Consider the following 13,337-nt stretch of genomic DNA (forward strand, 5'->3'; position numbering starts at 1 on the left):
GGATTGACGGCACGCGTCCCGATAATGCCTCGGGGCCTTTCCTGTCACTCGCTTGAAGGCGTTGCTGAACGCACTTTCAGAACCGTACCCCAACGACTGCGCTAACACACCCACTGACAGATTCCCCTCGCGCAACGCTCGTTGCGCAAGGCGCATGCGCCACTCGGTCAGGTACGCCAACGGTGGTACCCCGGCAACGCTGTTGAAGTAGTGCGAAAAGGTGGTGCGCGACATCGCAGCCGCCGTAGCCAGGTCTTCCAGTGTCCAGGCACGCCCCGGCTCGCTGTGTATCAAGCGCAGCGCGGGGGCCAGGCGCTTGTCGCTGACCGTGCGCAGCCAGCCTTCGGGTAATACGCCCGAGGTCTCGACATAGGCCCGCAGGATCTGGATAAACATCAACTGCGCCAGTTGCGCCGACGCCAAGCTTGCCCCGAGCAAATTGGCTTGCCCCTCATGTGCCAACTGGCCGAGTAGCCATTGCACGATTGTCGCTTGCGGCGACGTGGCTCGCACGTGGATCAGGGGCGGCAGCGCGTTGGCCAGCAGGCCGCCACTCTCCGGGTCCAGTTGCACGTAGCCGCCGATTTGCACACAGCCCTGGCCGTCACCGATTTGCGGGAAGCGGCCGGCGTCAGCGAATAATTGCCGCGCTTCCAAAGGCGCGACCGACACATCGCCTGCAAGCACAAACGAGCGTTGCGCACACAGCAGGAACACATCGCCCGCCTCAATCAACACCGGCGCCAGTTCGCCATCCATCCACAACCAGCACTGCCCCTTCACCACCCCGAAAAACTTGATCTTGTCCGGCGCGGGAAAACGCAGGGCCCAGGCGCCGCCCGCGCTGAAGCCGCCGGTCATCACCGATTGGGCATTCACGAACGTGAGAATCTCGGAAAACGGGTCGCTGGGCATATTCGTACTTTTACGCATGTAAACGGGATGTTCGAGTATTCAGAGTACGGCTTTCGAGGGGTAGCGTGTTAACCACACGTCCAATGGAGACTCTGTCATGCCCACAGTACAAAAACCGATCCACAGCGGCTATGGAGCAGCAACCACCGCCGCCGAAGTCATCCGGGGCGTCGATCTCTCGGGCAAGGTGGCGATTGTCACGGGCGGCTACTCCGGCATTGGCCTGGTCACCGCCCGTACCCTGGCTGCCGCGGGCGCCCGCGTGATCATCCCGGCCCGTGACCTGGCCAAGGCACGCGCCGCACTCAAACCTTACCCACAGCTGCAACTTGAACCCCTGGACTTGATGGACGCCCAGTCCATCGAACAGTTTGCCGAGCGCTTTCTGGCGACAGGCTGCCCGCTGCACCTGCTGATCAATAACGCGGGCATCATGGCGCCGCCGTTGAGCCGCAATGCCCAGGGCTACGAATCTCAGTTTGCGACCAACCATCTCGGGCATTTCCTACTTACCCAGCGCCTGTGGCCGGCCTTGCAGCGCGCCGAAGGTGCACGGGTGGTGACGCTGTCCTCACGGGGGCATGTGCACGGCGCCGTCGACTTTGACGACTGGAATTTCGAGCGCCAGGCCTACGATCCATGGAGGGCCTACGGTCAGTCCAAGACTGCCAATGCGCTGTTCGCCGTGCATCTGGATACGCTCGGTGCGGCGAGTGGGGTAAGGGCTTTTGCGGTGCATCCCGGTGGAATCATTACCGATCTGGTGCGGCACATGAAGCCTGAAGTCTTGCAGGCATCAGGCTATGTCGACGAGCACGGGAAACCGGTGATCGACCCTGAGCGGAACATGAAAACCCCGGAGCAAGGCGCGGCCACCAGTGTGTGGTGCGCGGTGAGTGGGCAGTTGGCGGGAATGGGCGGGGTCTATTGCGAGAACTGTGATGTGGCGGCGGCAGTGAGTGCGGAATCGGAAGAGCAGTTGGGTGTCAGGCCGTGGGCGGTGGATACCGGGTTGGCGCAGCGGCTGTGGATACTTAGCGAGCAGCTTGTCGCAGGGCGATAGGCCGCAGTGTGGGGTCAGCTCACTGACCCCATCGGCCCATCAAGAACCCTGTGGTGTCTCCCCGCGCGCCAAACGCGCATTGATATCGTCGATCACCGCCGGCAGTTCGACGATGGTGTCGATCAGGTAATGCGGCCGCGAGCCCTCGAACATCTGTGTAATGCGCGCACGCTCCAGCGCCAGCTCAGCAGCAGGCAGCGCCTGGTATTGCTCGTAGGTCAAACCCAGTGCGTTGCCGGAACAGGTCAGCGCCACCGTCCACATGCCGGCGCTACGGCCTTCCAGGATCCCCGGCCAGGTGTCGTCGACCTTTACGCACGCGGCCACATCGCTGACTCCCAAGGCAATCACGTTGGCCAGTGCCTGCGCCGGATGCGGGCGCCCGTTGGGCACTTCGTCGGTCGCCACCACATGGTCGGCGACGTAGCCGTTCTGTCGCGCCAGTTCGACCACCTTGGCCATCACCACCGCCGGGTACCCGGAGCAGGAACCAATCTTCAAGCCCTGCCCGCGCAGGGTGTTGATCGCCTCAAGGGCGCCGGGAATGACCGCCGAATGCAGCGCGATTTTCTCGATCTGCAACGGCATGAAGCGCTCATACAGTGCGGTGACATCCTCGTCAGTCGGCAAGCGATCAAATACCGCCCGATAACGCTCGGCAATCTGTGGCAGGTTGCACAAGGTGCGGATGTGATCCCACTTGCCCATGCCCATCGGGCCGCGGGCTTCCTCCAGGGAAACGGCGACGCCGAACTCACCGAACGCCTCGACAAAAATCTGCGTGGGGGCGAAGGAACCGAAGTCGACGACGGTGCCGGCCCAGTCCAGGACCACGGCTTGCAGCTTGGAAGGTTGTTGGTAGTGCATGGCAAGTCTCCATTTTCAGGTGTGAGCAGGCCGTCCCTCTCTCAAAGAAGAGGTAAGCGCCTGGTGAGGGTTTAAACGGTCAAGACGATCAGGTGGCCGGGATTGGGCTGGCCTCGAATAGCTCGGCGATCATCGGTCGGTTGCGGCGGATGCCCAGGCAACACAAGTGGTAGTCGATGAAAAACGGATGGTCGACGAAGGTGATCGGCGTGGTGCCCGGGGTTTCGGCGTATTCCACGGCAGACACAAAGCCGATGCCGATGCCCTTGGTGATCGCGTGCACAATGGCTTCGCGACTGTTCAGCTGCATCACGCAGTTCACGGCGATGCCCTGGCGCTTGCAGCTTTCTTCCACCAGTTGCCGGGTGCGTGAGCTTTTCTCGCGCATCACCCACTTTTCGCGGCTGATCTGTTCCACGTGCACCTCTTTCTGCCGGGCCCACGGGTGGTCATCGCGCACCACCGCAATAATCGGATAGCGCCGGTACAGCTGGGTATCAAAGCGCTGGTCGAACTCCGAAAGGGCCAGGATCGCCACGTCGATATCGAAGTTGAAGAGCCGGTCCAGGGTTTCCTTTTCCGGGGAAAACGAGGTTTCCAGTTCGATGTCCGGGTGGCGCTGCATCAGCTCGTAGGTCAGGTTCATCGCGATCGGCGGCGACACCGCGCCCAGGCGCAGCAGCCCGGTCTTGCGCTGCTTGAAACTCTGCAACAGTTGCATGGCTTCATCCTCCTGGCCGAACAGCCCCTGGGTGATCCCGTAAAGGGCGTGCCCGGCGGCACTCATCTCGATAAACCGCCCGCGACGGTGGAACAGCTCCACCGAGAACTGCTTCTCCAGCCCGTTGACCTGCTCGCTGACCGTCGGCTGGCCGACGCTCAGGTATTCGGCGGCGAGGGTGAAACTGCCGGTCTTCGCCACCGCATGAAACGAGCGCAGCCACTTGTGGTACTGGTACATAACGAGTCCTGTTCCTGAGGTCCGCCGGGCCGGTCATTAACGTCGGATAAACAACGCCACCGCTGCGCTGCACAGGCAGGCCGAGGTCACGACGATGAAGATCAGCGAGGTATTGCCGGTACTGTCGAGCATACTGCCGATCAGCGGTTCCGCCAGGCCGGCGAACAGATAGGATGAGAAATTCATCACGCCCGTGGCCGTACCCGCACGCTTGGCGCCGACCAGGTCCGGGCACAGCGCCCAGAAACTCGACGCCGGGCCATACACGAAGAACCCGCAGAGGAACAACGCTACCAGGCCGATTGCGCTGTGGGGCGGCAAACTCCACATCCACAGGCTGGTGGCGGCGCCGAGGAACATGTAGAGCATGATCGCCAGGTAGCGTTTGGAGCCGAACAGCTTGTCCGAGACCCAGCCGTTGCTCAGGGCGCCGATGGCCATGCCCACCGGCAGGGCCACGGTGATCCACTTGGGGTCGATCATGCTGTCGCCGCTTTTCCAGTTGGCCCCGAGGAAGTGCACCGGCACCCAGACGATCAGGCCGTAGCGGGCGGCGTTCTGGAAACCCAGGGAGATCGCGGCGATGATCAGCCGCGGATTTTTCAGCACCGCCTTGTAGCGCTGCGCCGAGGATTCGACTTCGCCGTGGGCCACTTCATGATTCTTGTCTTCGGCATTCGCCACGCCGGTATCGGCCAGGGGCTCGAAGCCCATGTCTTGAGGCCGCTCGCGGGCCACCAGGTAGAAAATGATGCCGCCCGCCAACATCAACAGCACCGGCAGGCGGAAGATCCAGCGCCATTCCAGTTGGAACACTTCCAGCACCACGATGGAGGTGACGTACGACAGGACCGAGGCGCACCCGGCGGCGAACACATAAAAGCCATACACCTTGCCGCGCTCGCCGGCGCTCCACCAATTGGAAATCAACCGGCTGCCGGGTGCCCAGCCGAGGGCCTGGAAGTAACCGTTGATGCCCCACGGCAGGATCAGCCCGGCAAAGCCGCTGGCGAAACTGGTGACCCAGTTGGCCGCGCAGGACAGCACCGCGCCCAGGGTCATGATGCGGCGGCCGCCGAACTTGTCGGCGAGGTTGCCGTTGATCGCCTGGCCAATCGCGTAGGCCCAAAGCATCGCCGCGGAGGCCCAGCCGAGGGTTTCCTTGGTCAGGCCGAACTCGGCCTGGATCCCGGGGATGGCAAAGCCGAAGGTCTGGCGGCCGGTGTAGAAAAACAGATAACAAAACATCGCCGCCAGCAGCATGCGCCACTGGGCTACGCGAAACGATGAGGTACGGACGGCAGGAACAGGCAGCACGTGTGCACGATTCATGATGTTTTCCTTATTGTTATTCGCCCCGGCGACCGCAGCCGCTGGGGGGCACTCTTGATAGGTGCAACAGGAAACGACCGAATTACGGTGAGTCTAGGCCGCTTGCGCGCCGATGAAATTCTTGCCGCGTGCGCCTTGCAGGGCGAAGCGGATCATCGCCTCGGCCTCGGTGGCATTCACGCCGTAGTCGGCAAATTCGGTCTTCACGTCCAGGCTGTGGAGGAAGTCGCGCAACTGCGCCTGGGCCTGCTGCAGGTCGGTGCCGAATACCCGTTGCAGAGTGCGGTCCCGCGCGGTGTCGTGCCCCCATGCCAGGCCCAGTACCAGCGGCAAAGTGAAGGAACAGGCGATGCCATGGGGCAGGCCGTGGTGCAGAGTCATCTCATAAGAGATGGAGTGGGCGAGGGCGGTCTTGGTGTTGGAAAAAGCCAGGCCGGCTTTCAGCGCCGCCAAGGCCATGCGCGAGCGCAATTCCTGGTTGCCGAGGTCACGCCGCAAGCGCGGCAGGCATTCCAGGATGTCTTCGATGGCGGAGATGGCGAAGGTGTCCGAGACCGGGTTGGCGTTGACGTTCCAGATCGATTCCAGCGCATGGGACAAGGCATCCAGCCCGGTGGACACCGTGACCCCGGCCGGCACCGTCAGCATCAACTGCGGGTCGATGATCGCCACTGTCGGCCAGGTGCAGTCCAGGTGCAGCGAATACTTCTTGAGGCTGGCGGAGTCCCAGATCGTCGCCCATGGCGTGACTTCGCTGCCGGTGCCGGCGGTGGTCGGTGCGGCAATCAACAGCTTGTGGCGGGCCGGCGCGAAAGGTTTACCGGTGGCCAGCAACGCCAGCAGCTCGTCGAAATCCCCGGAATCTGTGCCGACGATCAAGGCCTTTGCCGTATCAATTGCACTGCCACCGCCGACGGCGACCACCACCTGGCAGTCACCGGCCTGCAGCCAGAAACGCTCGTAGGTGTCGCGCAGTTGGGCCACGTCAGGGTTGGGCTGTAGGTCTTCAATGACGTACACCAGGCGCTCACCCAGCAGGTCCTGGATGCGGTCTACCAAACCGAGCCCGCGGGCTTCGGGAAAGGTCACGAGGGCGACGGTCTGGCCTTCGGTAAGAGCGGCGAGTTCTTGCAGGCAGCCCCAGCCGAAGCGGGTGTCTACCGGGTTGTGGAAGCGGGCAGTCATGGCGGGTTCCTGGTTTTTGTTATTGGAAGTGCCGCCATAGTCGGGGAGGGTGAGGTGGACCTCAAATCGATAGATTGTGGGGATGGATTGGCTGGGCCGATAGTACAGCCCAACCGTCAGGTGACTTCAGCGCACGTTCCGGAACAACATCAATCGCGCACTCTCATGCAGGCCACGGGTCAGCCCCTGCAACCGCTCAAACTCCTCGGGATACTGCTGAGCCACATTGTCCCTCGGCGTTTGCGACGCCAGGTCATGCAGGGTCGGCGAGCTGCCGTCGTGCTCCATTTGCAGCAGGAAGTCCTTGGTCACGCCGCCGATCAGCGGGAACGTGCCCTCGCGCAATACCAGCGGCACCACGCGCTCGCCTTCCGGCGCAGGTTGCTGGATATCCCGGCCCATCGCGCCATTGCGGAACGGTATGCCCGCCATGCCGGCCACGGTCGGCAGCAGGTCCGCCAGGCCGACGGCTTCTTCGATCACCCGGGGTTGCAGGCCGGGCGCGTGGATCATCATCGGCACGTTGTTGCTTTCCAGCCCAAGCTGCTCGAATGCCGGCGCCATGTGCGGAATCTGGCTGATTCGGGTGTTGTGGTCGCCGAAAAACACGAAGATGGTGTTGTCGTAGTAACCGCCAGCCTTGGCGATTTCCATCAGGCGGCCGATGTTGAAGTCCAGCAGGCGCACGGCGTTGTACTGCTCGACGCTGCGGCTGCCTGCGGCCTGGACTTGTTCCACGGTGAGGTCATGCACCTTGAAGCCATCGTTGGTCTTGGGGATGGTGAACGGGCGGTGATTGCCGGAGGTTTGCAGGTAGGCGAAGAACGGTTGGTCCTTGGGGATGGCCCGCAGCAGTTCGTCGCCTTCCTTGAACAGGTCCAGATCCGAAACGCCCCACACGTCCACCCGTGGCGAGCGCCAGTGGCTTTCGTCATACAGCTTCACGCCGTCGATGCTCTGGCGGATCAAGGCGTTGATATTCGCCCAGCCGGCATTGCCGCCGATCATGTAGAGCTTCTGGTAGTCCTCGAACGCATTGATCAAGGTGTGTTGCCGGGTGATCAGCGGGTTGCGGGTCGCCGTCTCCTGGCGGGTAACGTCGGGCACGCCGGTGATGCTCGCCCACACGGTTTTGGCGGTGCCGGTGACGGGCACGTAGAAGTGTTTGAAGAACCAGCTTTCCTTCGCCAGCTTGTCGAGGTTCGGCGTGGGGTTCAGCGGGTTGCCATAGGCGCCCACGGCGCTGGTGCCGAGGGACTCGAGCATCACGAAGATCACGTTCGGCGGGCGCTCGCCCTTGAGCTGATAAGGCTGCACGGCTTGTTCACGGGCGAAGTTCAACTGCTCGGGGTCGGGCTGGCTGACCCCCAGATAATTCGCGACTTGCGGGTAATGCTCTCGTACCCGCGCCTCATCGAATTGCGACTGGCCGACCTTGAGGGTGTCGTACAGAAACAGCACCGGGTTGAGGCCCACGGCGGCGATCTGGTTGTTGCCGGAAAAGAACGCGTCGCTCCAGCGCAGAGGCACCGGGTTTTCGATATTGAGGTTGGCGACGCGGCCGAGCAGGGCCAGCAATACCGCGATCACGCCGACGGTGGCCACGGATGCGATGGCCAGCTTGCCAATGGGTTTGCGTTCGCCATCCAGGGTGATGCGTTCAAGGCGAACCAGGGCGTAGGTCCACAGGCCGACGGCGGCAAGCCAGCTCAAGGTTATCCACAGCACCGGGTAGGTTTCCCACACCATCTGTTGTGAAATCTGCGCGTCTTCCAGGTAACGCAGCACCGTAGCGTTGATGCGCACACCGAGGTAGGCGTAGTGGCCGAAGTCGATGATGTACACCAGCCCGACGATGGCCAGCGCCAGCAGCAGATAACCCCGTGCCAGCCAGCGCAGGGCGGGGACAGTCACCAGGTTCCAGCGTGGCAGCCAGGCGAGCAGTGCCAGGGGCAACAGGATCAGCACCGCCAGGCGCAGGTCGAAACGCAGGCCGATGCCCACGGTTTCCAGCAGTGCGGGCTCCCTCAGGCCGACCCCGGAAAATCCCCATACAAACACCAGCCGCAGTGCCGCCAGCAACGCAAATACCAAACCGATCGCGCCCACGCCGTAGCGCAGGCGGCGCGAGTGCAACCATCCCATCATTGACCTCTGTGCAATTTTAAAAGAGGGCGCCAGGCAGCCATCGCCAGCATCCACAACCCGGCCACCAGGCAGTAGCCCGTCAGCAGTGGGTCGATCAGATAGTCCCAGTAGTTTTCCGAGGCCTTGAGCCGCAGCGCGAACGCCAGGGTGCCCGCCGCGAGCATCCACACCGCCAGCGTATTACGCAGCCAGAGCATCAACAGTGCTGCCGCGCCTATCAGCACGATCATCGGCCGAGGGTTGAAACCCCAGCGGTAGGGGTCGAAATACGTCAGGCCCATCGTCGCCGGGTACAGCACCAGGCTCAGGGCGCCAAACAGCAACAGCACCTGGAACTTCTGCGGGCGCTGGAGCGGCTGCACCACGCCCAACCGGCACAGGCTGACCCACACCAACAACACCAGGGTGCTGATGGCCAGGTCATCGGTGAAGCTGCGCACATACGCCGCCAACGGCAGTTCGTTGACCGGGATAAAACTCACCACCACCAACACCGGCAGCAGCCAGGGGCGCCAGGGTGTTGTGACGCGCAACAGGCTGAGCAGCACAAAACCCAACAGCACAAAACTCAAATGCGCTTGCCATACAGAAACCATCACAGGCGCTCCGACAGCCAGGCTTCGTTGAAGCTGACATGTTTGATAAAGGTGTTATTCCACGAGTACACCAAGTGGTACATGCCGTCCGGGCTGCGGCTGAAGTACGGGTACTCGTATTCGAAATCGCAGCCACGGGGCTTGCACACCCGGTAGTCCAGGTTGCTGAGAAAGCGTTGTTCCAGCGGCAGGCGCAGGGCGCCGCTGGAGGCGCGGAAGCCTTCGCCGATGATTTCCTTGTAGGCCTCGGGGGAGAACGGTTGGCCCAAGGGGTCGGGGGATTGATCCAGTTCCACCACGGTGCGCCACTGATTGAGCTTGGCATCGGTGCCGTACAGGCTGAGCTTGAAGCGGCCGTCCTGCAGGTCGTTGAGGGCTACCAGCAAACCGTCGCCTTCAGTGCTGACGGCTGCCAGCGAGGAATTGGGATTGGACGGTTCCAATGGGTAAGGCTCGCTCCAGGTTTGGCCGGCGTCTTCGGTGCGGCTGGCGAGGACTCGGTGATGGGTTTCGCCGGCGTAACGCAGCATGGCGATGGCGCGTTGGCCGTCCTGCGGGACGATGGTCGGCTGCAGCGAGTTCTTCCCACGGCTGATACGGAATTTGTCGACCACCGCACCGTCGGGGCTCAAGTACAGGTACTCGGCGAATTTGCCCATGAACTCGTGGTACACCGGCAGGCCGATGGAACCGTCAGCGTGGAATACCGGTGCGGCGCGCACCAGCGTGCTGATATTGAAGAAAGGCGAGGTGATCAGTTGCCGAGGGGCCGACCAGTTCGTCCCCAGGTCATCCGAGACCATCACGTTGATCGCGCTGGTGGCCCAGCCGCCTACCGACACCGAAACGTAGAACATCCACAGGCGATTGTCCGGTGCCAGGGCGATCACCGGGTTGCCCAGTTTACGGATGTAGCGGTGCGTGCCGTCGCGGGTGCTTTCACGGGTGGCCAATACTTGCTCCGGGCCCCACTCGGCGCTTTTCGCGTCAAAGCGCGCGGTGCGCACCTGCACATCGGCGGCGCCCTCGCGGGACCCGGCAAACCACACGGCCATCAGGTCGCCGCCGGGCAGGGCGGTGACCGAGGAGGAATGCACAAAGTCATTGAGCTGCGAGGAGACAAAGCGGCTGCTGTATTGCGGGGCGGCCTCTGTTGGCGAGCTGTCCTTGGGGCCTTGGGCAAACGGCGCCAATACGTGGGGCGGATGACTTTGCCAGGCAGCGAAAAACACCACCAGCAGACTGCAGATCATTAAAAGCGGGCGCATAGAGAACCTGTCGGGAAAAAGGATTACTGCGCACGGTCATCCGGCAGGCGCCTCCTGCGGCCGGTGAGCATGGATAACGGCAGGTTGTCCCGCACCTGGATACTTTCAAACAACGCCGCCAGCACATGCACGCCTACCAGGCCGGCCAGTACATTGGCGGCAGTTTCGTGCAACAGCAGCGGCCAATCGGCGCCCCACAGGGCGTCGACTTCCTGCATCAAAAAGCCACTGGCACCGATAGCCAGCAGCGCCAGCAACATCAGAATCATCACCAGCGCGCCAATGGGCGAATGGCCCAGGCGGTGCTGCGGCCGGCGGTTGAGCAGTGAACGCACATGGCCCATGAGCCGTTCCGGCGTTGGCCAGAAGTCCGCCCAGCGCGCGCTGCGCGGACCGACAAATCCCCACACCAACCGCACCAGCAACCAGGCCATGGCGTAATAGCCCAGCCATACGTGCCAGTCGTCGCCTGCTTCGTTGAAGAAGTAATTGGCCACAAAGACGCCGGCGATGGAGAGGTGAAACACCCTCACCACCGGGTCCCAGAGGCGCAGGGAGGTTGCTGGCATCAGCCCTTGATCTCTGTCTTCACGGCCTTGCCGGTGACTGGATCGTGGTAGATCTCGACCTTGCGCTTGTCCTTGTCAAAGCCATAGATCTCGTAGCAGTTGCCGTCAGTAACCTTGAACTTGCTGATCTCGTAGCCCTGGGCCTTGAGTTGCTCCTGAAAGGCCTTCTGGTCCTGCCATTGCGAGCGCTCGGCAGTGGTGCATTGCGGGCCGGCGAAGGCCATGGGGCTGGCGATAATCAGCGACAGCAAGAGAATTTTGCGCATGGAAGCACTCTCAGCAGATGTGGGAGATTTCACTGTGCAAAACCAACCTTAGCGAAAGCTTAGTTGGCAACGGCCCGTAACATCTTTCCCGAAATAGCCTCGACGGTTACACGGCATCATGCCGCCGGTTACTCCAGAGAATCAGTTATGCGCCTGCTCCTTGTCGAAGATGATCGTGCCCTTGGCCAAGGGATCCGCGTGGCCCTGGGCGCCGAAGGCTACACCCTGGACTGGTTGCAGGATGGCGTCAGCGCCTTGCACGCGTTGCGCACCGAAAGCTTCGACCTGCTGCTGCTCGACCTCGGCCTGCCGCGCCTTGACGGCCTCACACTCCTGCAAACCCTGCGCGCCGAGCAATACGACCTGCCGGTGCTGATCCTTACCGCCCGCGACGGCACCGCCGAGCGCATCGCCGGCCTGGACGCCGGCGCCGACGACTACCTGGTCAAACCCTTCGACGTCGAAGAGTTCAAGGCCCGTGTGCGCGCCCTGTTGCGCCGCAGCCAGGGCCGCGCGCAACCATTGCTGGAACATGCGGGCGTGAGCCTGGACCCGGTGACCCAACAGGTCAGTTATCAAGGCGAGGACGTTGTGGTCACGCCGATGGAATACCAACTGCTGCACCAACTGATGGTGCGCCCCGGCAAAGTCGTCACCCGCGAGCGGTTGTCCCGCGCGCTGTACGGCTGGCAGGACCGCGTCGAAAGCAACACCCTCGAAGTCCTTATCCACAACCTGCGCAAAAAACTCTCCACCGAACTGATCCGCACCGTGCGTGGCGTGGGCTACATGGTGGAACTCAAACCATGAATTCGGTCCGCGCGCGCATCCTCATTCCGGTACTGGTGCTGATCCTGCTGGGTGATGGCCTGATCAGTTGGCTCGTGCTGCGGGACAGCCACCACGAAATCGAAGAAGTCTACGACGCCCAACTCGCCCAAAGCGCCCGTTTGCTGCAAGGCGTACTGCGCCAGCGCGATCCCGGCGATGCCGACTGGGACCGCCTCTACCAGGCTTTCGATCAAGCCATGAGCCGTGTCGGCGAAGACGGCGCCGCGCACCCCTACGAAACCCGCCTGACCTTCCAGGTATGGCGCGCCGACGGTCAACTGCTGGTGCGCTCCACCGGCGCGCCGATCCTCAACGCACCGCCCACCACCCTCGGGCCTCACGACCTGATGGAAAACGGCAATGACTGGTGCGCGTTCATGCTCGCCGACATGCAACAAGGCCTGCTGATCTGGGTGGGCGAGCGCGACGACATTCGCCAGGACGTGATCCAGCGCATCATCCGCCACACCCTCTGGCCCATCCTGATTGGCGTGCCGCTGCTGGCGTTGTTGATCTGGCTGACCATCGGCTGGGGCCTCAAGCCCCTGCGCGCCATGGCCCAGGCCATTCGCGGGCGGGACAGCAATACGTTGCGACCGCTGCAACTTGAACCGTTGCCGGCGGACCTGGAACCGATGCAAACCGCGCTGAACCGCCTGCTGGTGCAGGTGGATGACCTGCTGGAGCGGGAGCGTCGGTTTATCGCGGACGCGGCGCATGAACTGCGCACGCCGTTGGCGATATTGCGCATTCACGCGCAGAACGCCCAGAGCGCGGAAACCGAGGAGCAGCGGCGAGAGGCGTTGGACTTCCTGGTGAATGGCGTGGACCGGGCGACGCGTATTGGCAGCCAACTGCTGACCATGGCGCGCATCGAGCCGCAGTTGAACAACACCGTACGAGTGCGTGTGCCGTTGACGGAGTTGGTGCGCGAAGAACTTGCGGAACTGACGCCCCTGGCGATGGAGAAAGGCGTTGAGTTGGTGCTGGAAGGGGATGAGGAATGCTGGATTGAAACGGACCCCGTGGCGTTGGCGATTGCGCTGCAGAACCTGGTGACCAATGCGCTGAATTTCTCGCCGGCGGGGAGTGAGGTGAGGGTGGTGGTGCGGGAGGAGGATTCGGGCGTGGTGCAGCTGTGTGTGGAGGATGCGGGGCCGGGGATTGATGAAGGGGAGATTGGGCGGTTGTTCGAGCGGTTTTATAGTCGTGGGAATGCGAATGGGGCGGGGTTGGGGTTGGCGATTGTGCAGATGATCGTGGGGAAGATCGGGGGGCGGTTGGAGTTGTATAACCGGGAGGTGGGTGGGTTGTGTGCGCGGTTGAGTTTTAGCGC

At 62.6% G+C, this 13,337-nt stretch carries 13 protein-coding genes; 3 read left to right on the forward strand and 10 right to left on the reverse strand.

The annotated features are described in order from the left end of the window. The coding region (locus JV201_RS04820; RefSeq protein ID WP_257903289.1) for an AraC family transcriptional regulator at positions 1 to 933 on the reverse strand (933 nt) is incomplete at its 3' end. A gap of 79 nt (positions 934 to 1,012) precedes the next feature. On the opposite strand from JV201_RS04820, the gene JV201_RS04825 reads away from it, so the two are divergent. After that, on the forward strand, positions 1,013 to 1,978 hold the full coding sequence (locus JV201_RS04825; RefSeq protein ID WP_102606354.1) for an oxidoreductase: 966 nt from the start codon (positions 1,013 to 1,015) through the stop codon (positions 1,976 to 1,978). Positions 1,979 to 2,017: 39 nt separating this feature from the next. On the opposite strand, the gene phnX is transcribed toward JV201_RS04825, so the two are convergent. The 9 genes from phnX to JV201_RS04870 all read right to left on the reverse strand — a co-directional run bounded on the left by phnX (position 2,018) and on the right by JV201_RS04870 (position 11,170). Continuing rightward, positions 2,018 to 2,845 carry a phosphonoacetaldehyde hydrolase gene (phnX, locus tag JV201_RS04830; RefSeq protein WP_219406587.1) on the reverse strand — a complete coding sequence of 276 codons (828 nt, stop codon included), beginning with the start codon at positions 2,843 to 2,845 and terminating at the stop codon, positions 2,018 to 2,020. Between the two features lie 88 nt (positions 2,846 to 2,933). Then, positions 2,934 to 3,806 (reverse strand): LysR substrate-binding domain-containing protein, encoded by an 873-nt coding sequence (locus JV201_RS04835; RefSeq protein WP_087695146.1) that lies wholly within the window; start codon positions 3,804 to 3,806, stop codon positions 2,934 to 2,936. 36 nt (positions 3,807 to 3,842) lie between these two features. Then, complete coding sequence (locus JV201_RS04840) at positions 3,843 to 5,138, reverse strand: MFS transporter (protein ID WP_003210345.1); 1,296 nt, start codon at positions 5,136 to 5,138, stop codon at positions 3,843 to 3,845. Between the two features lie 93 nt (positions 5,139 to 5,231). Next, on the reverse strand, positions 5,232 to 6,323 hold the full coding sequence (gene psrA / locus JV201_RS04845) for an iron-containing alcohol dehydrogenase PsrA (protein ID WP_219406588.1): 1,092 nt from the start codon (positions 6,321 to 6,323) through the stop codon (positions 5,232 to 5,234). A gap of 126 nt (positions 6,324 to 6,449) precedes the next feature. After that, on the reverse strand, positions 6,450 to 8,468 hold the full coding sequence (locus tag JV201_RS04850) for an LTA synthase family protein (RefSeq protein ID WP_102368180.1): 2,019 nt from the start codon (positions 8,466 to 8,468) through the stop codon (positions 6,450 to 6,452). Beyond that, positions 8,468 to 9,067: a hypothetical protein gene (locus tag JV201_RS04855; protein ID WP_219406589.1), complete on the reverse strand. Its 600-nt coding sequence runs from the start codon at positions 9,065 to 9,067 to the stop codon at positions 8,468 to 8,470. The genes JV201_RS04850 and JV201_RS04855 overlap by 1 nt, the downstream gene beginning before the upstream one ends. Continuing rightward, positions 9,067 to 10,335, reverse strand: coding sequence for an exo-alpha-sialidase (locus tag JV201_RS04860; protein WP_102606350.1), 1,269 nt, complete (start codon positions 10,333 to 10,335; stop codon positions 9,067 to 9,069). The genes JV201_RS04855 and JV201_RS04860 overlap by 1 nt, the downstream gene beginning before the upstream one ends. A 23-nt stretch (positions 10,336 to 10,358) precedes the next feature. Continuing rightward, a complete protein-coding gene (locus JV201_RS04865) occupies positions 10,359 to 10,904 on the reverse strand; it encodes a cytochrome b/b6 domain-containing protein (protein ID WP_003210336.1) in 546 nt (181 codons plus the stop codon). Beyond that, on the reverse strand, positions 10,904 to 11,170 hold the full coding sequence (locus tag JV201_RS04870; protein WP_003210334.1) for a PepSY domain-containing protein: 267 nt from the start codon (positions 11,168 to 11,170) through the stop codon (positions 10,904 to 10,906). The genes JV201_RS04865 and JV201_RS04870 overlap by 1 nt, the downstream gene beginning before the upstream one ends. A gap of 147 nt (positions 11,171 to 11,317) precedes the next feature. Here JV201_RS04870 and JV201_RS04875 point away from each other — a divergent pair, with 147 nt between their 5' ends. Next, positions 11,318 to 11,980 carry a response regulator gene (locus tag JV201_RS04875; protein WP_177021394.1) on the forward strand — a complete coding sequence of 221 codons (663 nt, stop codon included), beginning with the start codon at positions 11,318 to 11,320 and terminating at the stop codon, positions 11,978 to 11,980. Further along, positions 11,977 to 13,337, forward strand: a 1,361-nt coding sequence (locus tag JV201_RS04880) for a sensor histidine kinase (protein ID WP_219407137.1), incomplete at its 3' end; no start/stop codon positions are given. The genes JV201_RS04875 and JV201_RS04880, both read left to right, overlap by 4 nt.

Source organism: Pseudomonas sp. Colony2 (assembly GCF_019382755.1).
GTDB lineage: Bacteria > Pseudomonadota > Gammaproteobacteria > Pseudomonadales > Pseudomonadaceae > Aquipseudomonas.

Bases quoted from the DNA above. Each gene is read 5' to 3' on its own strand.
- JV201_RS04825 (WP_102606354.1), top strand. From the start codon at position 1,013: ATGCCCACAGTACAAAAACCGATCCACAGCGGCTATGGAGCAGCAACC.
- phnX (WP_219406587.1), bottom strand. From the start codon at position 2,845: ATGCACTACCAACAACCTTCCAAGCTGCAAGCCGTGGTCCTGGACTGG.
- JV201_RS04835 (WP_087695146.1), bottom strand. From the start codon at position 3,806: ATGTACCAGTACCACAAGTGGCTGCGCTCGTTTCATGCGGTGGCGAAG.
- JV201_RS04840 (WP_003210345.1), bottom strand. From the start codon at position 5,138: ATGAATCGTGCACACGTGCTGCCTGTTCCTGCCGTCCGTACCTCATCG.
- psrA (WP_219406588.1), bottom strand. From the start codon at position 6,323: ATGACTGCCCGCTTCCACAACCCGGTAGACACCCGCTTCGGCTGGGGC.
- JV201_RS04850 (WP_102368180.1), bottom strand. From the start codon at position 8,468: ATGGGATGGTTGCACTCGCGCCGCCTGCGCTACGGCGTGGGCGCGATC.
- JV201_RS04855 (WP_219406589.1), bottom strand. From the start codon at position 9,067: ATGGTTTCTGTATGGCAAGCGCATTTGAGTTTTGTGCTGTTGGGTTTT.
- JV201_RS04860 (WP_102606350.1), bottom strand. From the start codon at position 10,335: ATGCGCCCGCTTTTAATGATCTGCAGTCTGCTGGTGGTGTTTTTCGCT.
- JV201_RS04865 (WP_003210336.1), bottom strand. From the start codon at position 10,904: ATGCCAGCAACCTCCCTGCGCCTCTGGGACCCGGTGGTGAGGGTGTTT.
- JV201_RS04870 (WP_003210334.1), bottom strand. From the start codon at position 11,170: ATGCGCAAAATTCTCTTGCTGTCGCTGATTATCGCCAGCCCCATGGCC.
- JV201_RS04875 (WP_177021394.1), top strand. From the start codon at position 11,318: ATGCGCCTGCTCCTTGTCGAAGATGATCGTGCCCTTGGCCAAGGGATC.